Consider the following 25,753-nt stretch of genomic DNA (forward strand, 5'->3'; position numbering starts at 1 on the left):
TATGGATACTATACCGACTTTAACAGCCAAGGAGCAGAGGAACATATTTTTTCGTCTATTGAAATATACAAAGCCTCACAAAAAAACAATATTTTATGCATTTTCATTACTGTTGTTGACCACGATCGGTGATGTCTTTGGACCGATCATTATTAAGGTGTTTATAGACGATTATTTAACTCCAAGAGAGTTTCCATATGGACCGCTTATAGGGCTCTCAGCAACTTATTTATTCATTCAGATTGGAAATGTGTTGATCTCCTACTTTCAATTACTGAAGTTTCAGGAAATAGCCCTGAAGATCATTCAGCAACTGCGTGTGGATGTTTTTTCGAAGGTTCAAGGTTTAGGTATGAAGTATTTTGATAAGACCCCGGCGGGAAGTATTGTCTCCCGTGTTACGAATGATACGGAAGCGATTAAAGATATGTTTGTGAGCGTGTTAGTATCCTTCATTCAAGGAGCATTCTTATTAACGGGTATCTTTATTGCCATGTTTGCACTCAATAGCCAGTTGGCCATCTTCTGTTTATTCATCTTGCCAGTCATTTTTATGATAATGAAGCTATATCGCAAATTTAGTGCCATCTTCTATCAGGATATGCGTGAGAGATTAAGTCAGCTTAATGCAAAGCTTAGTGAGTCACTCCAGGGGATGTCCATCATTCAAGTGTTCAGGCAGGAAAAAAGACTAAGAGAAGAATTCGGAGATATTAATAAAAAACATTATTTGGCAGGCATGAAGAATATTAAAGTGGATGGATTATTATTAAGGCCCGCCATTGATCTGGTTTATGTGGCTGCCTTGATTGTTGTGCTAAGTTATTTTGGCGTAACCTCATTGAATCAGCCTATCGAAATAGGGGTTTTATATGCCTTTGTTAATTATCTGGACAGATTTTTTGAGCCAGTCAATCAAATCATGATGAGGCTTTCCATGTTTCAACAGGCAATCATTGCGTCTTCCCGTGTTTTTACGCTGCTGGATGAGGAAGAGCTTTCCCCTGTACAGAATTTGAAGAATCGTTCAAAAGAAACAATCAGTGAAGGGGAAATAACATTTGACAATGTTTCATTCTCTTATGATGGGCAGAGAGAGGTTCTTAAGAATATTTCATTTACTGCAAGACCTGGTGAAACGGTCGCTCTGGTCGGACATACAGGAAGCGGGAAGAGCTCAATCATCAATTTACTCATGAGGTTCTATGAATTCGAACGTGGCAATATTCTCATAGACGGTCAAAACATTAAATCTTATTCATTAGAAGAGCTTCGTGGAAAAATGGGGCTTGTCCTACAGGATCCATTTCTCTTCTTCGGAACGATCAGGGATAATATTAAGCTTCACTGTGAAGCGATGTCGGATAAAGAAGTGGAGGAAGCTGCCACATTCGTTCAAGCCAATACCTTTATTGGAAAACTACCGGGAGCATATGGGCATCCAGTGGTTGAGAGGGGGTCGACGCTTTCGAGTGGACAAAGACAATTAATCGCTTTTGCGCGTACCATTGCGACCAGACCTAAAATTCTAGTACTGGATGAAGCAACCGCCAATATTGATACGGAAACGGAGGAAGCCATTCAAGGAGCATTATCAAGGATGAGAAAGGGAAGAACAACGATTGCCATTGCCCACAGGCTTTCTACCATTCAAGATGCAGACCTGATCCTGGTCCTTCATCAAGGGGAGATTGTAGAGAGAGGAAGTCATCAGGAATTACTTGTTCAAAAAGGCATTTATCATAAAATGTATCTTCTTCAAAATGGTCTGGTAGATGGTATGGAAGATGCCATATCGGGCTCTTGAATGTATGAAAGGCAGACTCTATAGATGAAAGAGCCTGCCTTTTGGTCGTTGTTATTTATATGAGAATAGTATAATTGTATTCATTAAGGTCTTAGCTCATTTGAGGGGAGCGTTTTTTTATGTATAAGGAGTTGTAGCTATTTAACAGACGATCAAGTTCCTGACTAAATTGAATAGCTTGAGGTGACGTGAGTCCATTTTCAGCAACAATATCGATTAATTGAGCACGCTGTTTTTCAATTCGTTCGAGAAGCTCTTTTTTAGACACGGCTGTTTCCTTTCTTTTGTATGTCCTTACAGATGGAATACAAAACTAGTAATAACTGTAACTTTTTATTAGTATAACGAAAATGGAACTGTTTTTCAAAGCAAAATTATTGGTTTTTTAAAAAAGAAAAGAGAGTTTAATACATTTGAAAAAGTAAAATGTTCATGTAATATAATGGTCACAAATCTTTCACACAATCATTCCTCATAGAATCGGGATTTGTTTGATAGAATAGAGATATATACAAAAATGTAGGAGTTGTAAAAATGTCTGATATTAATATTTTCTTAGCATTTGGAGCGGGTTTCCTAAGCTTTATATCTCCATGCTGCCTGCCATTATATCCCGCTTTTCTTTCTTACATAACAGGAATGAGTGTCAATGAGCTCAAAACGGATAATGCAATGCTCCAAAGGAGAAGTTTATTACATACGTTATTTTTCTTAGTGGGCTTCTCGGCAATCTTTATCGCCATCGGTTTTGGAACTTCCCTTATCGGAAACTTCTTTTTGGATTATAAGGATCTCATTCGTCAGCTTGGAGCTATCTTCATTGTCTTATTTGGCTTGGTAGTCATTGGCGTGTTTACCCCGGAAACATTGATGAAGGACCGTCGTTTTGAGTTCAAGAATAGACCGGCAGGATATTTTGGTTCCGTGTTAATCGGAATGGCATTCGCTGCAGGCTGGACTCCTTGTACCGGACCGATTCTTGCTTCCGTTCTGGCCCTTGCCGCCTCTAATCCAGGTTCAGGTGTTATATATATGACAGCTTACGTGTTAGGGTTTGCCATTCCGTTTTTCATTCTGTCATTCTTTATTGGAAGAATGCAATGGATCAGAAAAAACAGTGGAAAGATCGTAAAGGTAGGAGGATATGTGATGATTGCAGTAGGGATCATGCTATTCTTTGATTGGATGACAGTCATCCTTGCCTATCTTACTTCCATATTTGGAGGATTCACGGGATTTTAACCCTATAATATGAGTATAGAACATACAGATTAAATTGAACGATCATTACGTTTTATGGTATAGTTTAATTGGATGAATTAGGAAATATGGTTCGATAGACATCGGGTAGCGTATATGAGGAGGAAACATCTGTGGCAACGATACTTGTAGTGGATGATGCGAAATTTATGAGAATGACTCTTGGAAGCATGCTTTCCTCCAGCGGTCACGAAGTTGTAGGGGAAGCTGAGAATGGACTCACAGCCGTAAAAAAGTTTCGTGAGCTTCAGCCGGATTTAGTGACGATGGACATCACGATGCCTGAGCTGGACGGAATTGAAGCGGTTAGAAGAATATTATCGGAGTTTCCTCAAGCAAAAGTTATCATGTGTTCGGCCATGGGACAACAAAAGGTCGTGGTGGAAGCCATTGAAGCGGGAGCAAAGGACTTTATAGTGAAACCTTTTGACGATGTGCGTGTGGAGGAAGCCATCAAAAGAGTTTTAGGATGATCGAATGGAACGGGAGAGTGAAGACTAGATTCATTCTCTCTTTTTTGTGTTTTCGTTTTTCTTTCATTTAGGCTATAATAGGGTAGGTATGAAAGTAGAAATTAAAAGGATGATGATGGTTTATGATGATTGCTTCATCCATTGTGGCGATTTTTATGGGGTTTATGGTGATATTTATTAGAATGAAGGCTCAGAAAAGGCCTGTAAGTGGTAAGAAGATTATTTTACCACCTTTGTTTATGAGTACTGGTGCCTTAATGTTCTTATTCCCTGTCTTTCGAGTTACTTTAGGAGAATTTCTAGAAGCGATTACGGTAGGAATGATTTTTTCTATATTGTTGATCAAGACCTCCAAATTCGAAATTCGTGAGAATGATATTTATTTAAAACGATCTAAGGCGTTCGCATTTATTTTGATTGGGCTTTTGTTAATACGGATTGTAGCCAAGTCTATCCTCAGTGCATCGATTGATTATGGTGAACTAAGCGGGATGTTCTGGATACTTGCCTTTGGAATGATTGTACCATGGAGAATCGCCATGTATCTTCAATATAGAAAGCTGCACCAAGAGCAACAAGATTTAACAACGAATTCAATTTAATTCACTGGGTAAATAGCAGGGTGATTCCTATCACCCTGCTATTTCTATTTTAGAAATTTCTTAATCTCAGATTACGATTTCTTTACAAAGGAGACCCATACGCTTAGAGAATAGTTATTTAGGGCAAAGAGAGAGATGAAGAAAATAACAAGAGATATTGGTGGGATAAGTATTGTTTACGCTAGCAGATATTTGGACGTTTTTTCTGGCATTTTTTTTAACACTGCCTTTGGTCACCATTGTCCATGAAGCAGGACATATCTTCATTGCTCGCATATTTGGTGCAAAGATAAAATTCTGCATTGGAACCGGTAAGCATTTAATCAACATTGGTCCATTAGAAGTGAGAAGAATGTATTTTATGGAAGGCTGGTGTCAATATACAGAATTGAAGTATAACAAGGTTTGGGTTCATGTCCTTATTTATATTTCCGGAAGTTTATTTAACCTGATTGCGATTTTAGCTATTAATTTCCTGATTTATGAAGGGGTCATTCCTGTTCACATCTTTTTCTATCAATTTGTATATTTCTCCGTTTACTTTATTTTCTTTTCATTATTTCCGTTTAGAAATGGAGAAGGGAAACCAAGCGATGGACAAGCAATACTCGATGTCATTCGATACGGTAAGGCAGAGGATCCCATTGATTAATCATATAAAAAGTGAATGAAAAAAAGGTAAACGACTATTGTTTACCTTTTTTTGCTTTCTTCCATTTAATGTACAGAAATGCCGCACCTATAATAAAAATTAAATATAGCACAATCGGAATAATTAGTATCGATCCCATTCTCTTTCCTTCCTGTCACCTAGAATAAATGTTCGTATGGGGTTACATCTATTTGCATTTCGTTTAGTTTTCTTCGAAGAAACTTATGATCCCGTTTCGGAGTCGCCAGGATATACCCTCTTATGACTAATTCCTGAGTAATGGAAGAGGCTCTGTCTTTTAAAGCCAATTCACCAATTTTACCTGCAATTTTTTGCTTCGCTACGTCCCTGAATAATTCGGGTACGGGTGTGACTAACTCATTGAGCATTTTCTTTTCCTCATCACCCCATAAATGGATGGTTTCATTCACATAATGTTCTTCCCAATCCAAATCGGATTTTCCATCTTCTTTAGGAAATCTCTTTAAGAATTTCCTAAACATAAAGAATCCACCAATAGCAAATGAAGCTACTAAAAAAACGACCCAAAATAGTATGAAATATAAGAACCAACCTTCAAGCATGCTTTCACCTCAATTTTTCAAAAAGCGATTGTATCGTATTCATTATAGACAAGGGAAAAGCTTGTGACAAGAATATCGCTGTTTTTACAAAAGAAGTCTATACTGTTCTCAATTACAAATGATATACTAATAAATAACAAATATCGCGAAAATTCTTTCTATTTCGATTCTTACGTTTGGATGGATAGGGGGGCTCATAGGATGAAATATAGGGGGAGAATAGTATCAGTGCTGTTTGGACTTTTACTAGTCTTAACATGGGATTTTATTTATTACTTTGTTCTGCATTATCCAGTGGATTTGAAGGTGGATTTGGTGTTCACTCTATTGATTCTCTTTATCAGCTACTATATGGGGAAAAATCATGACACCAGCCATAAAACATTAGCTGCCTTACGAAAGAGTGAAGAGAGAGTAAAGCGTCTCAATGAAGAAATGCAGCATGTACTTCAGAGTATCGATGAAGTTGTCTTTCATACCAATTCCAAAGGAGAGTTTCAATTTCTGAATCAATCCTGGGAAGACTATACGGGTTATACGGTTAAAGAAAGTTTACATAAGAATGCACTTCATTTTATATCTCTTCATGAACGTCATGAAATTCTTAGAATGGTGAGACAAAGTATAAGCTTGAAAAAGGAGAAAATGAAAATGGACTTCTCTTATCAAAAGAGGGAGGGTCAGTTTCGTTGGGGTGAAGTGAATGTTAAGTTAAATTATAACGTAAATGGTGAGCTTCTTGGTACGGTAGGAACCATATCAGACATTACCGAAAGAGTACATAATGAAGAAGAATTGATCGAAATGAATGAAACGTTAGCCATCGAATCTCAAAAACTATCTGTGGCAGGGCAATTAGCAGCCGGGATTGCACATGAGGTTCGAAATCCCCTAACGTCGATTAACGGCTTTCTGCAGTTATTAAGAGATGATGCAGATGAGAAGACGAAGGAATACTTAGGGATTGTCTTTTCTGAAATTAAGAGGATTGAACTTGTGCTGAGTGAGTTATTGATACTCGCAAAGCCGCAATCTGTTACATACAAACGAATTAATATTATTGAGACCCTCGATCATGTCGCGAAATTGTTAAATACGAATGCCATATTATATAATATTGAAATCCAGACCGATTTTCATGAAAGGGAGCTTCATATACGTGGAGATGAAAATCAGTTAAAACAAGTATTTATTAACTTACTTAAAAACGCCATAGAAGCAATGCCACATGGAGGAACGATTACGATAAGGGCAGACTTGTCCTCTCATAACAAGGTTCAATTAACCTTTAAAGATGAGGGGGTAGGAATGAAAAAAGAAACGCTGGATAAACTCGGGGAGCCTTTCTTCACAACGAAGACAAAAGGCACGGGCTTAGGGCTCACCATATGTCTGAGAATTCTTCGTGATCATGGAGCGGATATCAGGGTGCAGAGCGAGCAGGGAGAAGGGACCACCTTCCATATCATGTTTGATTCAGTTCAAGCTTCAGAGAGAAGAAGGAGGGAAACCTTACAAAACCAATGAAATAAGAGCCCTTATGGAATGAACATTAGGGCTCTTTCATGTGTAAGGATATAAAAAATTTAAAGTGGCGGGACTGCCTGGGAATCGAACCCAGCGGAGACGGCACGCGCCTCCCAGGAGGTTTTGAAGACCTAGGCAAGCACCAGCTCAACAATCAGCCCCGGAATTACGTATAGATAAGTTATACCATGGAAGAAAAATTTGTTCAAATGGTTTAGAAGATAATCGTACCATTGACCCGTGAGTAAAGTGTGATAATCAGATAGAAAATAGGCTTTATATTTTAAATATTTATAAGATTTAAACTTTGGAGAAATTAGAAAATTCTTCTTTACCAGTCGATTCTCCCCGTGATAAGATACTTTTTGCCGGCTTATCATAAATTGAAGAAAGCGATTTCCTAAAGGAATTGCTTACCTTCTATACTTGAACATGTTGATTGAGACAGAGAGGGGAAAACAAGTATGAAAAAAGTATGGTTTTTAGGTCTGGGTCTATCCTTAGCTTTAGTTGGGTGTTCTGATTCAGGTACTGACGAAGCTAAAAAAGATGAAACATCAAATGCAACGGAAGAGAACACAAATGTTGCTGGAGATTTAATGGATTTTTATTTGAATTTAACAACAACCGTCAATGGTGTTGATATTGATCTTAATGGTTATGAAGAAGCAATGGCAGGGGAAGCGCCTCCTGCAGGAGAAGAGTTGGAAAAAATGAAGGAAGCCGCTGCAGCATCAGCAACAGAATCTGCGAAAGCAGTAGAAGGCATGGAGATCCCTGAAGGTCTTGATGATCAAAAAGAAGCGGTGGAATCATTCAAATCCACTCTGAAAGAATCATTTGATATGAAAGCTGAAGCTCTCTCTAAAAAGGGCGAAACAGATTTAGCGGCAGCTAATGAGAAATTAAATGAAGCAGAAAACCAAATCAAAGAAATTCTTGATGAAGCAGGTTTAGTAAGCTCAAGCTTAATAAGTGATTTAAACGGATGATAAATTTAAAAAGCGATTCCATGAAAATAATGGATTCGCTTTTTCTTTTTATATAGTCTCCTTTATCTCTCATTTTACCTATATAAAAGATGAGAGGAGGGAAAAGGGTGGAAACTATTATTTCATTCGTTTCTGAAGTAGGCTTTCCGATTGTTGTCACGATGTATCTCCTATATCGTATTGAGACGAAGCTGGAGGCCGTGATAACGTCGATACAAACACTACCTCAGCAGTTAAAAGAATAATAGAAAGGAGGCCCCTCATTTCATATGAGGGGCCTCCTTTTCCTTTCTAATTATCGACGTTCAATAATAATTAAAGTGATATAGGAACAATCGTTCTATTAGGTGACATTTCTTTTCACCTATAACTTCTTAGTTTGATATAATTTAGGGAGAAACGCAATGACCGGAGAGGAGACAACAGCAGTGAAATTCATTCATACCGCCGATTGGCACTTAGGTAAACTGGTTCATGGCATTTATATGACAGAAGAACAACGCTATATATTAGAGCAATTGATAGAGCTCGTGAAAGAGGAGGAGCCCGATGCAGTCGTGATTGCAGGTGATCTTTATGACCGTTCCGTTCCTCCTACTGAAGCTGTAGAGTTATTGGATGAGGTTTTATTCCGGATTAATGTAGAGTTAAACACACCTATAGTAGCTGTTTCGGGCAATCACGATAGTGCAGAACGATTATCATTTGGGTCATCATGGTACAAGCATAGTCACTTTTACTTGAAAGGGAAGCTGACAAAGGATTTTACTCCAATCACGATTAATGGGGTTAATTTCCACTGCGTTCCCTATGCTGAGCCTGGTAATGTCAGACAAGTCCTTGAAGACGATTCAATCAATTCTCATCACGCTGCAATGGAAGCGATTGTGAAACGGATTGAAGAAACCATGGATCCGAATGAACCACATGTCTTTGTGGGCCATGCATTTGTACTGGGGGGTAAAACCACAGATTCAGAGCGCACTCTTTCTGTTGGAGGATCCGGCTGTGTAGGTGCCGATGTGTTTAAGTCTTTTCATTACACAGCCTTGGGGCACCTTCATAGTCCAGATGCTATTAAGCATGAAACGATTCGTTATTCAGGATCTCTATTAAAGTACTCTTTTTCTGAAGCGAATCAGCGAAAATCAGTGAGCATAGTAGAAATAGAAGGGGACGGGTCCTTCCATTTACGGGAAAAAGTGCTTCAACCGAAACAAGATATGAGAGAACTCGAGGGTCTTATGGAAGAACTTCTGGATCCCCAATTCTATCAATCCCAGAAAGTGGATGACTATTTAAAGATTATGTTACATGATGAAGGAACGTTAATCGATCCCATCAACCAACTGCGCCAAATTTATCCGAATGTCCTTCATTTGGAGAGAAAATTGGATCTCACCGATGCAAAAAAGAAAAATACGTTCCGCGTACTAGAGGATAAGAAAAGGTCGGAGCTTGACTTGTTTAAAGAATTCTACGGTGATATGACGACAGGTGAATTTACCGATGAAAAGGAACAAGTCCTGCAAAACGTTATTGAAAAATCGAGAAAGGAGGTCGATCAAGCATGAAGCCTCTTCAATTAGTGATGCAAGCCTTCGGACCCTATGCAGGAAGAGAAACGATTGATTTTCGTTCGTTGGGGAACCGCACAATGTTCGTGATATCAGGTAAGACAGGATCAGGCAAAACGACTATCTTTGATGGAATATCCTATTCCATCTACGGAAAGGCAAGTGGTGAAGATCGCAGTCCGACTGAACTGAGAAGTCAATTTGCTAGTAATGATGTTATTACGGAGGTAGAGCTTACATTCAGTTTAAGAGGCAGATTGTATCGTATTTGGCGCTCCCCTCAGCAGGATAAAAAGAAAGCAAGAGGAGAAGGCTACACAACCATCAATGCCCGATCCGAATTATACGTATACGATGAAGATGGGAAAGAACAGCTGCTGGGGGCTAACGTCAGAGACGTGGATGAGAAGATCAAAGAGTTGATTCAACTGGATGCCAATCAATTCAGACAGATTCTTATGATTCCTCAAGGGGAGTTTCGAAAGCTCTTAACTTCAGACAGTAAAGATAAGGAGCTTATCCTGCAACGCCTATTTCATACAGAGCTCTATAAGACCATCCAGGAAAAACTGAAATCTGAGGCAGACGACTTAAAAAAGTCAGTAGAAACCTCTATTGAAGAACGAACAAGGGAATTACTTAGAATTCATTTTGAAGAAAATGAAGAGCTTCAATCACTACTATTGGAAAATCCATTGAATGACCACCGTATTCTTCAACTTCTTCCTGCTCATATAGAGAGCATGGAAATAAGGGAGAAAGAATTGCAGCTTACCTATGAAAGTGTGCAGGAAAGAAGAGATGCCCTTCAGAAACAGCTTCAAGAGGCAGAAGGATTGGCCGATCAGTACGAGCTTCAAGAAAAACTAAGAGTTCAGAAAGAATCCCTTTTAAAATTAAAGCCTGAAATTGAATCAATCGATCGAGACATTTTATTAGCCCAGCGAGCCTCCCGTTTAGTTCCACAAGATGAGTATTGCCATAAACTCAATCGAAACTTGAAGGAACTGAAGGGTCAATTGGCTCACCTTACGGAGGAAAAGAATGCAATCTTGGAAAAGCTTATAGCAGCTAAAGAAACACTAAAAGAAGAAAAGAATAACGAAAATCTCAGGGACGCCGTTTCAAAGAAAATCACTCAACTCGAAGAAATGGAAAAAGATATAGATTCTTTGGATGTGTTGATGGAAGATACCAAAGAAATGAAAGAAAGATATGAACAGCAGCAAGACATTGTCAAAAAACAGACAGAGCAGATATCATTTTTACAAGAAGGCATAAAATCCCGGGAGAAACGACTTGAAGAAGCGGAAAATGGTCAAGCAGATTTATTTCAATTAGAAAAATCTTTGCAAGAGAATCAAGCTTTTTTAGAACAGGTAAATGAGATAGAGAGGATAGATCAAAAATTTCAACTTGTCCATAAGCAAGAGCAAAAATTAAAAGAACAGTATCGTCACCTTCAGAAACAAAGTTTGGATGCGTCTGAAACTCTGGCCCATTTAGAAGAAAAGTGGCACTCTGCTCAAGCTGCACACCTTGCAAAAGGCCTGGTTGATCACGCTCCTTGCCCCGTTTGTGGCTCAGAGTATCATCCACATCCAGCCGCCAGGGTCGAGTCATTACCTTCTCAGGAAGATTTGAAAGCGGCGAAGGAAAAGCAGGAGGAACTCAACCAGGAAGAGAAAAGGATGGGCCTCGCAATCGTTCAAGAGGAAACCAAAATGCAGGGTATTCAGGATCAGATAGACGATATCGTTCGGAACATTCGTGAAAAGAAAAGCGACTTTAAGCGGGAAGAAATAGATGATACTCTTTCTCAAATGACTTCAGAGATTGAAGCCTTAAAACGTAAAATGGCGGAAAAGAAAAGGGAAGTCGAACAAGCAAAGGTAATGAGGGAGGAAGTAAGAAAAGGAAGGGAAAAGCTAGAAGAACTGGACGGCTCAAGGTTGAAAAATCTAGACAAGCTACAGGAGTTGAATACTCTGTTCCTTACGAAGGATACTACCCTTCAAAAGGTGAAGGAAGCTATTCCTTATGAGCTCAGATCAAAAGATCAATTTAACAAAGTGTTAAAGGAGCAGAAGCAAAGAAAAGAAGAGTTGAAGACGGCATACGAGCGCGCCCAGAAGCAATACTATGAGCTTGAGAACATGTACAGCGTAAAAGATTCACAAGTGGGTGACAAAGATACGCAGATACAAAAAGTAGATGCCGAGATGAAAACAGAACGTGAAGCATTCCTTAAGCTTCTTACAGAACAGGGTTTTCCCCACTATAAAGCATTTCAGGAAGCGAAAAAGTCTGAAGCAGAAGTGTTGGGTCTTCAAGAGAAGATCAAGAAATATGGTGAAGACTTGCGTTCCGTTTCCGATCGTCTTAATGACATCGATAAGCACTTAGAGGATAAACATAAGCCTGATGTGAAAAGCATTGAAGATAACATATCACGGGTTACCGGTGAACTTAGACTTGTAAATGATGAACTTAATAAAATCATGACAAATACGAAAGAGAATAAGCTTATCCTTTCACGGGTGACAAGCATAAACGACGGCATAAAGCATTTAGAATCCAGATATCAAATGGTGGGACATCTGGCAGAAGTGGCCCGTGGTCAAAATGCAAATCGAATTACATTTGAAAGATATGTGCTGGCATCATTCCTTGAAGATATTCTTCAAGTGGCAAATGAACGATTAATCAAAATGACGTCGGGGAGGTATCAGCTGATTCGAAAAACAGATAAAAGCAAAGGAAACGTCCAGAGCGGTTTAGAGCTTCTCATATTTGATCAATACACGGGTCAGGAACGACACGTTAAAACGTTATCCGGAGGGGAGAGTTTCAAAGCATCGTTGGCATTGGCCCTCGGACTTGCTGATGTCGTTCAGCAGTACGCAGGTGGCGTCTCACTTGAAACGATGTTTATCGATGAAGGATTTGGAACGCTGGATCCAGAATCTCTGGACCATGCAATTGAAGCATTGATGGATATTCAAAGCAGTGGCCGACTTGTAGGGTTAATTTCACATGTTCCAGAGTTAAAAGAGAGAATCGACGCACGATTAGAAGTCATATCCTCTCAAAGCGGAAGCAGGACAGAATTTCAATTTCTTGCATAGTCCTATTAGCACTTTGGATCATCACAATTCATTTAAAAAGGTCAAAGAGAATAGCTCTTTGACCTTTTTATTTCTATAAGGAAAAGAAACGGTCGTACTCTATCCTTAATTGGGAAAGGAGGTTTGATTTCTTATATGTAGGACATAAATAGAGATAAAACTACCTAACTTTGGAGATAAACTATGAAAAGCATTCGTCCTATTTTAATTCCTCGACAGCTTATATTATTGCTCATCCTTTCAACCGGTTTATTAAATCATGTCATGCTTATACCAAGTATCCTAAAAGCAGCCGGACGAGATGGATGGATCAGTATTATCTTAACCTATCCAATATTTTTTATCGTCACATTCCTCATTTATTACATAGTAAAGAATTCTCCACCGGAAGGGTTCTATCATCTACTTAATCAAAAGTGGAACAAATGGCTTGTTTTCCTATTCTCACTACCTATATGTTTATTTTTGTTATCAGGTGCATATATAACCTTTGTTGACTTAATAATATGGTTAAGCGCATATTTTTTAGCAGATGTTCCATCATTATTAGTGGTAGGAAGCATCTACATTATTTGCTTCTTAATCAGTTGGTCAGGGATCAAACATATGGCCATCGCGAGTGGGATATTATTGCCATTAGTTATGTTATTTGGTTTTTTCATTGCTTTTACAAACACAAATATGAAAGATCCCAGTTTATTATTGCCAATTTTCAGTCAAGGATATGAGCCTGTCTTAAAAGGAATGATTTATGTATTATCTGGTTTACTTGAATTATATTTGATTGTATTAATACAGCCTTATAGTGAAGGGAAGATTAAATTTCATCATTTAATCGTTCTTGGGCTAATACTTATGGGCTTGATGTTCGGGCCATTAACCGCTTCTATCATGGAATTTGGACATGTAGAATCAGCGAATATGAGATATCCAGCTTATGAACAATGGAGAATATTAGCCATTGGGGAATTTATTACCCATTTAGATTTCTTTGCTCTCTATCAGTGGTTATGTGGGGCACTTATCAGGATTAGTTTATTCATGTTTCTGCTAGCCGTGTTTTTTACGAAAAAGAAGGCTCGTTATCGAATGTCACTAAAAGTGTTGGTGCCAATTTTTCTAGTGCTGTTAGTACTTATTTTCATTGATGTTGATTCTTATTTTTTTTATAAGTTCTTATATATCTACTTTTTCCCTGCAACCGTTGTCCTTTTCATCGTACAAATTATTACGTCAGCAGTGATCCTCCGATTTATAAAGTAAAGGATGTTCAAAATGAAGAAGTCTTCGAAAGAAAAGCGGATAGTGGAAGAAAAAGAGGACACTTTGAAAGTGTTAACGCAATTATTTTCAAAGAGTCATGATTTACTTATTCGAGAACATTTTTTTCACGATGAAGTCGTCACCCTGGTGTATTTTGAGAGTTTGGTCGATCGACATTATCTCGATCAATTCATTCTCCCAAAATTAGAAGAGTCTCCTGAAAAGTCCTATGCAAAAAAGATGGAGGGGAATTTCCAAGCAGTAGATGAAACGGGAAAGTCCCTGGATAAGCTCTCTACTGCTCTATTCAATGGGTATATTTTGTTTTTCATCGATGAAAAAATTATCTCCTTACATGCAGGCAATTTTCCTAAACGGCTGCCGGAAGAATCATCGCTTGAAACATCCATCCGCGGGCCAAAAGATGGATTTGTTGAAGACTTAAATACAAATATATCTTTAATTAGGAGAAGGCTTTTCACTCCAACGCTCTCCGTGGAAAAATATAAGATAGGGACCCGCAGTCATACAGAAATCGCCATCATGTACCTGAGTGATGTAATCGATGAGCGTATTCTCAATGAGCTATATACCAGGTTAGAAAAAGTGGATATAGATGTTCTAACCAGCAATCAACAGCTGGAATCAATGCTGGATGACAACCCTAATTCAATTTTCACTAATTTCGATTATACAGGTCGCCCCGATTTTATCATTGATTCATTAGTTCAGGGAAGATTTGCCCTCTTGGTGGATGGGTACCCAACTGTTTCAATTGCGCCAATAAATCTTCTGTTACAAACGAAATCACCAGAAGACTCTAGTATCAATTACGTATATGTATCTTTGGAAAGGATCCTGCGAGTAGCCGGGATCTTGATTTCAGCTTATTTACCAGGATTATGGGTGGCATTTTCGGCTTATAATATTGAACAAATTCCCTATCTGCTCGTGGCTACGATTTCCATGTCCAGGTTCGGCTTGCCCCTTTCCGCTCCTGTTGAGATGTTTATCGTCCTATTTTTGTTTGAGTTTTTTAATGAAGCGGGTGTCAGGCTACCCAGGGCAATTGGACAGACGGTTTCTGTACTTGGGGGGCTGATTGTGGGAGATGCCGCCATACGTGCCGGGTTGACATCGCCAACCATGCTTGTCATTGGTGCCATTACATATATTTCGTCGTTTACACTCGTCAATCAAACATTGAAATATGGAACAACGATATTAAGGTTCATTGTATTGCTCATTAGCACTTTTTTTGGATTATTCGGTGTTGTGATGAGCTTTATTCTGACGGTTCTCTATTTAGCGACGAAATCTTCCTATGGTACTCCATTCCTTGGTTCTGTAGCTCCAATCAGTTGGAATGAATTCATTCGGTCATTTTTCCGGTTGCCTATTCAGTTTTATAAGAAGCGCACCCCTACAACGAGCCCGGATGATGATACAAGGAAGGGATAGATCATTATGATCAATATGATAAGTAAGCTCATCTTAGTTGCTGCAGCACTTTTATTAACAGGATGCACGGGGTCAAAAAACATTCAGGACCTAACTTATATCGTCTCGATCGGATTGGATTATAATGAAGAGAACGAGTTATATACTGCATATCTTCAAGGCTTGAATTTTGCCAATGTAGCCAAGCAGGAGGGGAGTAAGCCGACAGAGCCTGTTCCGACTTTTGTCGGTTCTGCTTCCGGTAAAACCCTGAATATGGCTGTAAGAAACCTATATAAAGCATCGAGGCCGTCATTGTTTTTTGGACATACAAAAACTCTCGTCGTCTCAAAAAATTTGATCAAGTTTAAATTCAAAGAAGTTCTGGAGGATGTGGGCAGAAATCGATCATTAAGGCCCAATCTTCTATTGTTTACAACTGACGAGAGCATGGAGGAAATCTTTAAGTTGAATGGTTTATTTCAATATCCTCCCGTTTATACAGTCCTTTTGACAGAAGAAACCGTAGAGGCTTTACAAGATGATATTAGTGCAACAAGTTTAATGCATTTTCTTCGGGAGTACTATGAACCGATGGGGACAGCGTTCATCCCAAATATCAGTATCGATAAAAAATCCTGGCAAACCGATCAACCATACCCTGTACTTTATCTGAGCGGTTATAGTCTGTTTCAACAATCACAATTCAAAGGAGACCTCCCTTCTAAACCCTCCATCATCGTTGATTGGTTGCTTACCAAAAAGAATCAAATCGATTATCCTCTATATATTGATGATGAATTGGTATCTACATTTAAACTATTGACGAAAGAGCCTAAAATAAAGTACAAGGAAGAAAGAGGTGATTTCTCCACCTTTTCACTTGAAGTCAGCGTGAAAGCTGAGCTAATTGAAAAATTAGTGGATTCTCCATATAAAGATGTGAAAAGTACATTGGAAAAGTCTTTGGAAAATGAAATTAAAAAAGTGTATAATATTGGGTTGGAAAAGCAAGTGGATTTACTGAATGTAGGTGAAAAATGGTATAGATACCATCCACTAAAGTTTAGAAAGCTTGAAGAACAGCCTTCATTCTATTTAACAGACCATTCATTAGACGAAGTGAAAGTAAAAGTGGATATTACACATTTCAACGCCTATCGTTACGATCACAAAAGCATGGAATAGGATCAGTGTAGAAAAACACCAAAATAAATTGGTGTTTTTCCCTTTTTCTCTTTCATTTTCCAGGTCATTTGAATAACATGGAAATAGTATGAATTTGAATGGAGGCATCACTGATGAAAATAAGTATCTACATATTACTATTGTTAGTATCTGCCGTAGTGGCGATTGGATGGAGCTGGAAAAGGCTTTTGGATTTTAATACCTATAAAAAACCATTCTTGGAGGGAGTCGCACTTCAATTTCTTTTTCTTCTCTTTGCATCCGTATGGTGGCTCATAACAGAGGATACTTCAGATGGGGTCATAGGTGTTTTCTATTATTTTCTTGCTTTCCTTACGATAATGGTCGTTCATGGATTTACGCTGCACTATTTATTTTCCAAGAAAAAAATGGAGGAACGGGAAGAATGAGTGTAGTCGGGGTAGATGCTGGCGGCACGTTAACCAAGATCGTGTATGAAGAAACTGGCAGAATGCATTTTAAAACATTTACCAGTGAGCAGCAAGAGAATGTGCAGCAGTGGCTTACACTCTTGGCCCAAAATCATAAACTCTTCATTACGGGAGGAAAAGCAGAGAAGTGGGGAGAGATCTTTCCACATGCACATATTGTTGGTGAATTCGAAGCAGTTTGCAGTGGAGCTAAACTGCTCCTTAAAGAGGAAAATAGTGACCTGAAACAGTTCATCCTCATAAATATAGGTACAGGGACGTCTATTTTTAAGGTTGATGAAAACGGATGTGAGAGATTACTCGGTAGTGGGTTAGGTGGCGGAACCTTTATGGGATTGGGAGGTCTGCTAACTGGAGAGTCTGACTATTACGAGCTGGTACGGTTATCAAAAGTAGGCAAACGAGAGCAAGTTGATTTAACAGTAAGAGACGTTTATGAGGCAATGAATTCTCCAGTTCCTGAACATTTGACAGCTGCAAATTTTGCTAAAGGGGATGCATCTTCTAAGAAAGCAGACAAACTGCGGGCTCTAACAAATATGATAGCAGAAACCATTATTCTGCTTACATCTCAAGCATCTCAAGTTCTTAAGTTAGAGCATTTCGTATTTATTGGAAGTACGTTGAAATCAAATCCTGCTTTAAAAGAGGACCTTACACAATTTCAAGATATGTTATCCTACACCCCTATTTTTCCAGAGAAAGGTGCATACGCTGGAAGTCTGGGAGCGTTTGATATTGGAAGGGAAGCAGAGCTTTCACAAAATAGACAATGAATATTGCCTCTGCTGATTGTTTTTTTATCCTCTTTTTACTAACATAGAATGGGAGAGATAGATAAAGTCGGAGGAGATAAAGATGTCAAAAACCAAACCATTCATTGTGGTGATGACCATCATCGGTATTCTCCTTGCAGGTTGCAGTAATAGTGACTTTCAAGCAGAAACAGATTATGAAGTGAAAGAATTTTCTTATACCAATCAAAATAATCAAGAAGTCGGTTTGAATGATTTGAAAGGACAAGTCTGGATCGCAGATTTCATATTCACTAATTGTGAAACAGTTTGTCCACCTATGACATTTAATTTAACGAAGCTTCAAGAAAAGCTGAAAGAAGAAGGAGTAGAGGAATACAAAATCGTCTCCTTCAGCGTAGATCCTGAAAATGATACACCGGACGCATTAAAAGAATATATTTCAAACTTTGAAGCAGACACGAGTAAATGGGAACTGCTTACAGGCTATGAATTTGACGAGGTAAAGAATTTGGCCGAACATTCCTTCCGCTCGATCGTAGCCGACGATCCTAATTCCGATCAGATGATTCATGGTACCAGCTTCTACTTGGTGAATCAAAAAGGTACTGTAGTAAAAACGTATAGTGGCAATAGTGATGTCCCATACGATGAAATTGTCCAAGATATGAAAACATTGATTAAAGAAGGATCGAAATAGACTAGGAAGGAGAATCACAGAATGTCAGGTGATTCTCTTTTTTATTATTGAAATCCATTCCAAAATCAGGGTTTTAAGGATTATAATGATAAAAAGGGGAACCGCTATGATTGGGAATATTGTATGCCAAGGTTTATACCTAATGGAACGGTAAACCGGGATTATGATAAAGTGAAAGTAGCGCAACTAAATTAGAGGGTAGCAGGTGAATTAACATTCGAAACTCAAAAGGTATGTTGATGATTGATATAGCCATAACTTTATTTATATTATTATGGGTATTGAAATCTATTTCAGATGGAGATGTATGGAAGGGAATCCTATTCGCCATTTGTTTTGCCATAATGGCAGGCGTCCTATTTTTCCGCTTCCAAAAGAAAAGGTAAAGGGAAGGTGAGAGGATGGGGAAACAATATTATACGATTGGAATGGCCGGACATATTGATCATGGAAAAACCACTCTCACAAAAGCCCTTACTTCTGTTGATACTGATCGATTAAAGGAGGAAAAGGATCGCAGCATCTCGATTGAACCCGGGTTTGCCCCATTATATAATGATGAAGAAATGGAGATTTCCGTAGTGGATGTTCCTGGTCATGAGCGGTTTATTCGCCAGATGATCGCAGGTGTGGCCGGGATCGATCTCGTTGTGTTAGTGGTAGCTGCAGACGAAGGTGTGATGCCGCAAACGAAGGAACATCTTGATATCCTGTCGTTACTAGGAGTTACTCACGGTATTGTCGTGCTGACGAAAATTTCGAAAGTTGATGAAGAACTACGGGATATTGCTCTTGAAGAAGTGATAGATGAGTTGAAAGGAACGGTATTTGAAAGGGCCAGTGTCTTGGTGGCAGATAGTATTTCAGGGGAGGGTGTCGAAGAGTTAAAACAGAAAATCATTACTACATTAAGAGGCATGGCTTCAAGAAGTATCAGAGGCGATTTTCGTTTACCGATTGATCAAGTTTTTACTTTAAAGGGTCAAGGGACAGTCGTAAGAGGGACCGTTTTTGAAGGAACCTTGGACACTGGAGAGGAAATAATCATATTACCTCAAGGAATACATACAAAAGCGAAACAAATTCAAGCCCATCATAGGAAAGAGAGTCGTGCTTTTGCCGGTCAACGTGCAGCGATAAACCTTTCTGGAGTGGACTACAAAGAATTGAAAAGAGGAAATGTACTCGTCACATCCACTCATCTTACCGTGACCAACACGATTGATGTGTGTCTCGAAGTAATACATGCAGTAAACCATCCTATAAAACAAAGAATGCCTGTTGTGCTCCATGTAGGAACTTCCGAAGTGATGGGGAAGCTCGTATTTTTTGATCGAAATAAAGTGGAGTCGGAAACCGAGCTTATTTTATGCCAGATCCGGCTTGATGAATCGATTGTTGTCAAAAGAGGCGATCGTTTTATACTAAGAAGACCCTCTCCAATGGAAACCATCGGAGGAGGCTGGATTATTCAGCCGAATGGTGGGAAATACAAGTTCGGAGAGGAAACGATGGCCCTTCTTCAGTCTGAACGGCACGGGACGCCTCAGGAAAGAGTTCTAAGGCTACTTGAACAATATAAATGTGTAGATGAAGATTTCATCTTAAGTGAAGCCTCTTTATCGCATAGAGAACTGCATGATTTGCTACAGGGTGATGATCAATGGGTTGTACTTTCAGAATCCAAGATCTCTCATATGAAAATAGTTGAAGAATGTGTGAAATCGATCGAACAGATTCTTCGAGAGTTTCACGAGGAGTTTCCGTTATTGCGAGGGATCAATAGTGGTGAGTTGAAACAAACTTTAAAAAGGTACACAGGAGATTTAGTGGACTATGTGATTGAACAAAAACATTGGAAGCGAAACAGTGGCTTTCTTTGTTTAGAGGGATTCATTCCTCACTTACCTACTGAATGGGAGAAACGATGCAAACAGCTCATTATCTTATTAGAGGCTGATGGGACACACGTAAAAGACATGGAAGAGTATTTTCATCAAGTAGGTATTCCTCAAAAATGGCAGTCTGATTTTTATCACTTTTTTATCCAGGAAAAGAAAATCGTGCAATTGGATAATAAAAAAGCCTATTCTTATCAAGTTTTTATGAAAGCTGTTGAAGGCTTAAAAGAAAAGACCGGCGAAACATTCGATATAGCTGATGCCAAAGCTGCTCTGGGATTATCCAGAAAATATATGATACCGTTTCTAGAAAAGCTGGATAAGGATGGTCTGACTTTAAGGATTCAGGGGCATCGTAAGTGGATTGGAACAAGTATGAAGGAATGAGGAATGAATGAAAGTAGATACAGTGATGTATTCGTTAGTAATGATACAGCGTGGGGACAAAGTGCTGTTATTAAATAGGCCGGAGCGGAAAGATTATCCCGGTTATATTGCCCCGGGAGGTAAAATTGACTTCCCCGAAAGCCCGGCAGCAGGTGCAATCCGAGAGGTAAGAGAAGAGACAGGTTTACAGGTGGAAAAATTAAGGTATAAAGGGTTAGATGAATACGTTGTACCTGGAAAGGGATTTCGATATATCGTGTATAATTACCTTGCCTATGAAACCACAGGTGAGCTCCTTGAAAACCCTCCTGAAGGTGAATTGGTTTGGGTCTTAAAGTCAGCAGCCTTAAATTTACCGATGCAGCCCTTTTTTAAACGAAAATTCCCTTTGTTTTTTGAAGAAGGAACTTTTGAAATCCACACCTCCTGGAATGGAATCGATAAAGAGACTGCTGAGGTGACGATTCGCCAGTTGTCATAATGCTTCTCTTTCAAACATATATCATCGTAAATAAACTAAATCATCGTTGTAGCCTAGAGGAAAGTAGGAAAAGGAATCATGAAAGAATTATGGAGCGCATTTGGTTGGGTTCTTCCAATTATTGTGGTTGTGACGATTTCCCTTATCTTTGCGGTCTCCTTTTGGAAGAAGAGAAAGGGGAAGGGCAGATGGATGAATTTACTGCCTGTTCTGTTTACGTGTATAACGATTGGAGCAATCTGTTTAATCACAATGACCCCATTGACGGGTGGAAATGTTTCAGAGGGATCTGTGAATTTTGATCCATTTTCTAATTTGAAGTTGAATTTAATTTACCGGAATCATTTAGATGTGCCCATTCGAAACTTGATGGCCAATATATTATTGTTCATTCCATTAGCCTTTTTTATTGCTTGGTGGATGAGGCAGTCAAAGCAGATTATTCTGATGGTGACATTTATCGGAGCACTTTTCTCCTTTGGAATAGAGTTTGCTCAATACTATCTTCCATTAGGAAGAGCAACGGATATTGATGATTGGATAATGAATACATTGGGTTCATTTATTGGTGGCCTCCTTTTTGTGTTCGCACGCTTAATCTATAATCTGTTGAGAATCAATAAAAAAATCAACTGAGAGTATTAACGTTATGTTAATGCTCTTTTTTTCGGTAAATTGTAAAATAGGAACAAAAGATGCCTGGAACTTTGATATATTTTGAATGGAAATGTATAGTCCTTCTCCTTAAACAAAAGCTAACACTACATAAAAAGGAGGTGAGTTCTCTTGCTGAAAAAAGGACTTAAAGGAATCCTGATAACGGCTGCATTCATCGTGATTTTGTTTCTCATCATGCACTGGGATGTGAAACAAGGTGTAAAAAACTATGCGAGAACTCACCCAATGACGGAAACCCTTTCTCGTAAAGCTGAAATCAACGTCTATAATACAGGGAAGGACTTATATAAAAAATTGTTTGCGGATATTAAAACAGCAGATGAGCTGGTTTGGATTCATTTTTTTATTATCAGGGATGATCAGATTTCCAACGAGTTTTTTGATTTGCTGATTGAAAAGGCTAAGGAAGGTATAGATGTTCGATTGTCTGTCGACTTCCTTGGTTCAGACATTAAGAAGGAAAGTATAAATAGGATGGGAGAAGGAGGGGTGAAAATTGTCAAAAGCAGGTCTCTATCCCTGAAGAACATTTTCTATTCCCTTCATCATCGGAACCATCGCAGGCTCGTTTCCATTGATCAAAGAATTGCCTATATTGGAGGCTTCAATATGGGGGATGAATATTTAGGGAAAGACCCGAAGCTTGGGTACTGGAGGGACTATCACATACGGTTGGAGGGTGAGGCAGGAAAAGAGGTGGCACAGCAGTTTAAAAGGGACTGGGTCGAGGATGGAGCAGAAAGTATGGAGAGCGTGCATCCTACTCGTACTTCAAGTGAAAATGAGGGGAGCAACGTTCATTTCTTGTTTTCTACAGGAGACAGTATTGTAGATAAGACAGTAAACTGGATTAACAGTTCGGAAGAGAGTATCACAATTACAACGCCATACTTTTTACCAAATGGGAAACTGGTATCAGCTTTAAAGAAAGCAGTGAAGCGTGGGGTAAAAGTGAAAATACTCATCCCGGACAATACAGATGCATGGTTTACGAAGCCGCCAAGTTACAGGATAGAGAAAACTTTGTTAGAGAGCGGAGTGGATCTCTATTTATATGAAAAAGGATTTTTCCACGGTAAAGTGCTGGTCATCGATCATAAATGGGCTGATATAGGTACAGCCAATTGGGATCCACGCAGCTTCTACTTAAATGATGAAAGCAACTGCATCATAAGCGATGCAAAAGTTGCCGCCGAATTAGAATCACTCATCCATAATGACATTAAGCATAGTAAAAAGCTGACCATGAAGGCTTTTAATGAACTCCCTGCCTGGGAAAAAGCGCTTCGCAAAACGCCTGATTGGATATATTTTTATTTCTAAGAATAAATATTTTTACTGAATAAGAAAATATGGTAAAGTGATTTCATATCTTAAAAAGAATACACCTTACTGAAGAAAGGGATTGTCCATGAGCGAGCTCTTGTTTGTATCTTTGTTCATTCTTTCGTTATTGGCTTTTAAGTTTATTAACGTGTTAAAGAAGAAACATGTGTCAAAGTCTCATAAGTCTGTAGCAGTTAGTATCGTGATCTTTTCTGTTATCGGCATGATGTTGACGGTCCTCTTTTATCTTCCAAATGCATCTTAAAGAAAGCAAGTTATACACCGATTTAAGGACTTAACACACGAGAGAAGCGTTCTTGTGTGTTTTTTTGTTAAAAAAGATTGGTGGTCACAAATGGACAGCTATACTCAGTAAGAAGTTGTTCATCTAAACGTAGCTGCTTTCTTTCGACCGTAGATTTGATATGATTGTAGAAGGTTATTTCATGTAAGCAAGATTGTAATTTAAGCTTAAATCGTCGAACATATAAATGTACGAAGGGCAATAAAGGAGAATATAGATGAAAGCTGCAATGATTTTTGACATGGATGGAACGTTATTTCAAACGGATCGTATTCTTGAAGCTTCACTTCATGATACGTTTCAACGACTAAGAGATGAAGGAACGTGGAAAGAGGATACACCTCTTGAAATATACAGAGAAATTATGGGTGTCCCTCTTTCTGTTGTGTGGAAAACACTTTTACCTCATCATCCCTTACATATACATGGGAAAGTGAATGATCTATTTCATGAAAAACTGATTGAAAATATTCAGAAGGGAAATGGATCTCTCTATCCACATACGGAGGAAATATTAGCTTACTTATCAGGGAGAGGTTTTCCGATCTTTGTGGCAAGCAACGGCTATCCTCATTATTTAAAGACGGTCGTGGAGTACTTTCATTTGGATCAATGGATTTTAGAGTGCTACAGCATTCAGGAAATACATTCAGATGACAAAGGGGAGTTGATTCGAAAAATCAAAGAGGATCATAATCTTACACATGGGATTGTGATTGGTGATAGATTGTCTGACTTCAAAGGAGCAGAGGCAAATCACTTTCTTTCGATAGGTTGTGCTTTTGATTTTTCTCAGGAAAATGAATTGCGTGAAGCGGATATTGTGGTTGAAGATCTCTTGGAGGTTAAAGATTATCTGGAGGAAATGAAATAAAGGAGGGATACGGGTGGAGGAAGAACAACTAGCCGTCTTTGATGAATACGGTAATAGGATTGGAGTAGCAAGTCGTTCCGAGGTTCATTTAAAGGGATATTGGCATGAAACTTTTCACTGTTGGCTTGCGCATTATGATGAGAGTAGTGGAGAGACCTATATTTACTTCCAACTGAGAAGTGATAAGAAAAAGGATTTCCCTGGCTTGCTTGATATTACCGCCGCTGGACATATCTTGTCAGAAGAGAAGATTGAAGACGGCGTAAGAGAAGTTCATGAAGAGCTTGGACTTCTTATTAAGATAGATGAACTGCAATCATTAGGAATTGTAAAAGGGGAATTAGATCAACGGGATATGATCGATCGGGAACTAACTCACGTATTCCTGTATTCCAAGCCGGTTGCATATGACGAGTTTCAACTTCAGTTAGAAGAAGTGTCCGGTATTTTCCGTACGACTCTTCAAGACTTTAAAGCCCTCGTTCAACAAACGAAAGCGGAAATAGAAGTAGAAGGATTTCATATTAATGAAACAGGAAAAACGGACTTCATTAAGCAAAGGGTGAGTTACCATCACTATGTTCCTCATGAAAGGTCCTACCTTCTTGAAATAATTGCGCGCATATCGGCTCATCTTTAGAAATTAATTCGTACTTCCCATAGTCAATATGGATAATAAAGGCTATCATAGTAATCTGGTACATACATAATGAGATACGAAAGTAGGAGGACACACTTGAACGGCACAGCACATATGGCTATTGGAGCAGCAACGGGATTTATTGTGGCGAACTCATTTGGATCTGGTCCTGACATAACCGCCACACTTGTGGCAATAGGCGGGGTATCCGGACTCATGCCTGATATGGATATTGACGGAAAGCTTAGTAACAAGGTTACTTTTTCACCCAAAATGATCAGAGCAGTGGCACAAATCATTGGTTTTTTAATGATGGTGTACAGCTATCTTGAAGGAATTGGGAAAGAACAATGGCTCGGGATTGGATATGGTGCAGGAATGATGATTCTCTCGAGTTTCATTACCCAGAGAAGGATGCTGATGATTACCGGCATCGGTGTGACAGCATGCGGTTGGCAGTTGAATGAAACGTGGTTATGGTTGTTGGGCATTTATATTTTCGTTGCCTCATTCGTTTCACATCGCAGTTATACTCACTCTGTTCTTGGAATTGTATATTATGGCATGATTGCCCATTATCTGGAGTCATCAATAATGATTGATGGAGTTTTTGAAGCGTGTGTAATCGGATATGCAAGTCATCTGATCGCGGATATGAAATTTCTCCCTTTTAATAAGAGAGGCATAAAACTTTTCCTTCCTCTTTCATCTAAAGAAATCTAAAATGTGTTTTCGCCTACTTGACCATTATTTCCTGATACA

Annotated in this window: 26 protein-coding genes and 1 tRNA gene; 24 read left to right on the forward strand and 3 right to left on the reverse strand. The window is 38.8% G+C overall.

The genetic code is table 11. The annotated features are described in order from the left end of the window. Position 1: 1 nt before the first annotated feature. Positions 2–1,807 carry an ABC transporter transmembrane domain-containing protein gene (locus AAEM60_RS10535; RefSeq protein WP_299741084.1) on the forward strand — a complete coding sequence of 602 codons (1,806 nt, stop codon included), beginning with the start codon at positions 2–4 and terminating at the stop codon, positions 1,805–1,807. A 91-nt stretch (positions 1,808–1,898) separates the two neighbouring features. Here the strand turns inward: AAEM60_RS10535 and AAEM60_RS10540 are convergent, their stop codons facing one another. Then, complete coding sequence (locus tag AAEM60_RS10540) at positions 1,899–2,075, reverse strand: aspartyl-phosphate phosphatase Spo0E family protein (RefSeq protein WP_082051130.1); 177 nt, start codon at positions 2,073–2,075, stop codon at positions 1,899–1,901. A 266-nt stretch (positions 2,076–2,341) separates the two neighbouring features. Here AAEM60_RS10540 and AAEM60_RS10545 point away from each other — a divergent pair, with 266 nt between their 5' ends. The 4 genes from AAEM60_RS10545 to AAEM60_RS10560 all read left to right on the forward strand — a co-directional run bounded on the left by AAEM60_RS10545 (position 2,342) and on the right by AAEM60_RS10560 (position 4,794). After that, on the forward strand, positions 2,342–3,049 hold the full coding sequence (locus tag AAEM60_RS10545) for a cytochrome c biogenesis protein CcdA (RefSeq protein ID WP_341357882.1): 708 nt from the start codon (positions 2,342–2,344) through the stop codon (positions 3,047–3,049). A 131-nt stretch (positions 3,050–3,180) separates the two neighbouring features. Beyond that, a complete protein-coding gene (locus AAEM60_RS10550; protein ID WP_299741089.1) occupies positions 3,181–3,540 on the forward strand; it encodes a response regulator in 360 nt (119 codons plus the stop codon). 122 nt (positions 3,541–3,662) lie between these two features. Continuing rightward, on the forward strand, positions 3,663–4,142 hold the full coding sequence (locus AAEM60_RS10555) for a cytochrome c biogenesis protein CcdC (protein ID WP_299741091.1): 480 nt from the start codon (positions 3,663–3,665) through the stop codon (positions 4,140–4,142). Positions 4,143–4,314: 172 nt separating this feature from the next. Further along, positions 4,315–4,794 (forward strand): site-2 protease family protein, encoded by a 480-nt coding sequence (locus AAEM60_RS10560; RefSeq protein ID WP_299741093.1) that lies wholly within the window; start codon positions 4,315–4,317, stop codon positions 4,792–4,794. A 158-nt stretch (positions 4,795–4,952) separates the two neighbouring features. Here AAEM60_RS10560 and AAEM60_RS10565 read toward each other — a convergent pair whose 3' ends face one another. Beyond that, positions 4,953–5,378, reverse strand: coding sequence for a DUF2621 domain-containing protein (locus AAEM60_RS10565; protein WP_299741095.1), 426 nt, complete (start codon positions 5,376–5,378; stop codon positions 4,953–4,955). A 201-nt stretch (positions 5,379–5,579) separates the two neighbouring features. On the opposite strand from AAEM60_RS10565, the gene AAEM60_RS10570 reads away from it, so the two are divergent. Further along, on the forward strand, positions 5,580–6,905 hold the full coding sequence (locus AAEM60_RS10570; RefSeq protein ID WP_299741097.1) for an ATP-binding protein: 1,326 nt from the start codon (positions 5,580–5,582) through the stop codon (positions 6,903–6,905). 65 nt (positions 6,906–6,970) lie between these two features. Here AAEM60_RS10570 and AAEM60_RS10575 read toward each other — a convergent pair. Beyond that, positions 6,971–7,067, reverse strand: a tRNA-Sec gene (locus AAEM60_RS10575). Between the two features lie 302 nt (positions 7,068–7,369). Between AAEM60_RS10575 and AAEM60_RS10580 the strand changes: the two genes are divergently transcribed. From AAEM60_RS10580 to AAEM60_RS10665, 18 genes are all read left to right on the forward strand, one after another. Then, on the forward strand, positions 7,370–7,897 hold the full coding sequence (locus tag AAEM60_RS10580; protein ID WP_341357883.1) for a hypothetical protein: 528 nt from the start codon (positions 7,370–7,372) through the stop codon (positions 7,895–7,897). 107 nt (positions 7,898–8,004) lie between these two features. Beyond that, positions 8,005–8,142, forward strand: a complete 138-nt coding sequence (locus AAEM60_RS10585; protein WP_299741101.1) for a YvrJ family protein — start codon at positions 8,005–8,007, stop codon at positions 8,140–8,142. A 183-nt stretch (positions 8,143–8,325) separates the two neighbouring features. Next, the gene (locus AAEM60_RS10590; protein WP_299741297.1) at positions 8,326–9,471 is read left to right on the forward strand and encodes an exonuclease SbcCD subunit D; all 1,146 of its coding nucleotides are present in this window, start codon (positions 8,326–8,328) and stop codon (positions 9,469–9,471) included. Further along, positions 9,468–12,602, forward strand: coding sequence for an SMC family ATPase (locus AAEM60_RS10595; protein WP_341357884.1), 3,135 nt, complete (start codon positions 9,468–9,470; stop codon positions 12,600–12,602). The genes AAEM60_RS10590 and AAEM60_RS10595 overlap by 4 nt, the downstream gene beginning before the upstream one ends. A gap of 183 nt (positions 12,603–12,785) precedes the next feature. Continuing rightward, positions 12,786–13,865, forward strand: a complete 1,080-nt coding sequence (locus tag AAEM60_RS10600; RefSeq protein WP_299741105.1) for an endospore germination permease — start codon at positions 12,786–12,788, stop codon at positions 13,863–13,865. 12 nt (positions 13,866–13,877) lie between these two features. Then, positions 13,878–15,326, forward strand: coding sequence for a spore germination protein (locus tag AAEM60_RS10605; RefSeq protein ID WP_341357885.1), 1,449 nt, complete (start codon positions 13,878–13,880; stop codon positions 15,324–15,326). Positions 15,327–15,332: 6 nt separating this feature from the next. Then, positions 15,333–16,493 carry a Ger(x)C family spore germination protein gene (locus AAEM60_RS10610; RefSeq protein ID WP_299741109.1) on the forward strand — a complete coding sequence of 387 codons (1,161 nt, stop codon included), beginning with the start codon at positions 15,333–15,335 and terminating at the stop codon, positions 16,491–16,493. Positions 16,494–16,606: 113 nt separating this feature from the next. Further along, positions 16,607–16,903: a hypothetical protein gene (locus tag AAEM60_RS10615; RefSeq protein WP_299741111.1), complete on the forward strand. Its 297-nt coding sequence runs from the start codon at positions 16,607–16,609 to the stop codon at positions 16,901–16,903. Then, the gene (gene coaW / locus AAEM60_RS10620) at positions 16,900–17,721 is read left to right on the forward strand and encodes a type II pantothenate kinase (RefSeq protein WP_299741113.1); all 822 of its coding nucleotides are present in this window, start codon (positions 16,900–16,902) and stop codon (positions 17,719–17,721) included. Before AAEM60_RS10615 ends, coaW begins: the two co-directional genes overlap by 4 nt. An 82-nt stretch (positions 17,722–17,803) precedes the next feature. Beyond that, the gene (locus AAEM60_RS10625; protein ID WP_341357886.1) at positions 17,804–18,400 is read left to right on the forward strand and encodes an SCO family protein; all 597 of its coding nucleotides are present in this window, start codon (positions 17,804–17,806) and stop codon (positions 18,398–18,400) included. Positions 18,401–18,801: 401 nt separating this feature from the next. Then, positions 18,802–20,688, forward strand: coding sequence for a selenocysteine-specific translation elongation factor (gene selB / locus AAEM60_RS10630; protein ID WP_341357887.1), 1,887 nt, complete (start codon positions 18,802–18,804; stop codon positions 20,686–20,688). A 7-nt stretch (positions 20,689–20,695) separates the two neighbouring features. Continuing rightward, the gene (locus AAEM60_RS10635) at positions 20,696–21,169 is read left to right on the forward strand and encodes an 8-oxo-dGTP diphosphatase (protein ID WP_299741119.1); all 474 of its coding nucleotides are present in this window, start codon (positions 20,696–20,698) and stop codon (positions 21,167–21,169) included. Between the two features lie 78 nt (positions 21,170–21,247). Continuing rightward, a complete protein-coding gene (locus AAEM60_RS10640) occupies positions 21,248–21,805 on the forward strand; it encodes a VanZ family protein (RefSeq protein WP_299741121.1) in 558 nt (185 codons plus the stop codon). A 150-nt stretch (positions 21,806–21,955) separates the two neighbouring features. Beyond that, the gene (gene cls, locus AAEM60_RS10645) at positions 21,956–23,170 is read left to right on the forward strand and encodes a cardiolipin synthase (RefSeq protein WP_341357888.1); all 1,215 of its coding nucleotides are present in this window, start codon (positions 21,956–21,958) and stop codon (positions 23,168–23,170) included. Positions 23,171–23,258: 88 nt separating this feature from the next. Next, positions 23,259–23,438, forward strand: coding sequence for a hypothetical protein (locus AAEM60_RS10650; protein ID WP_299741125.1), 180 nt, complete (start codon positions 23,259–23,261; stop codon positions 23,436–23,438). Positions 23,439–23,694: 256 nt separating this feature from the next. Next, entirely contained in the window at positions 23,695–24,351 is a 657-nt protein-coding gene (locus AAEM60_RS10655) for an HAD hydrolase-like protein (protein ID WP_299741127.1), read from the forward strand. 13 nt (positions 24,352–24,364) lie between these two features. Beyond that, entirely contained in the window at positions 24,365–24,991 is a 627-nt protein-coding gene (locus AAEM60_RS10660) for an NUDIX domain-containing protein (RefSeq protein WP_299741129.1), read from the forward strand. 96 nt (positions 24,992–25,087) lie between these two features. Then, positions 25,088–25,714 (forward strand): metal-dependent hydrolase, encoded by a 627-nt coding sequence (locus tag AAEM60_RS10665; protein WP_299741130.1) that lies wholly within the window; start codon positions 25,088–25,090, stop codon positions 25,712–25,714. Positions 25,715–25,753 lie beyond the last annotated feature (39 nt).

It is taken from the genome of Rossellomorea sp. y25, assembly GCF_038049935.1.
Lineage (GTDB): Bacteria > Bacillota > Bacilli > Bacillales > Bacillaceae_B > Rossellomorea.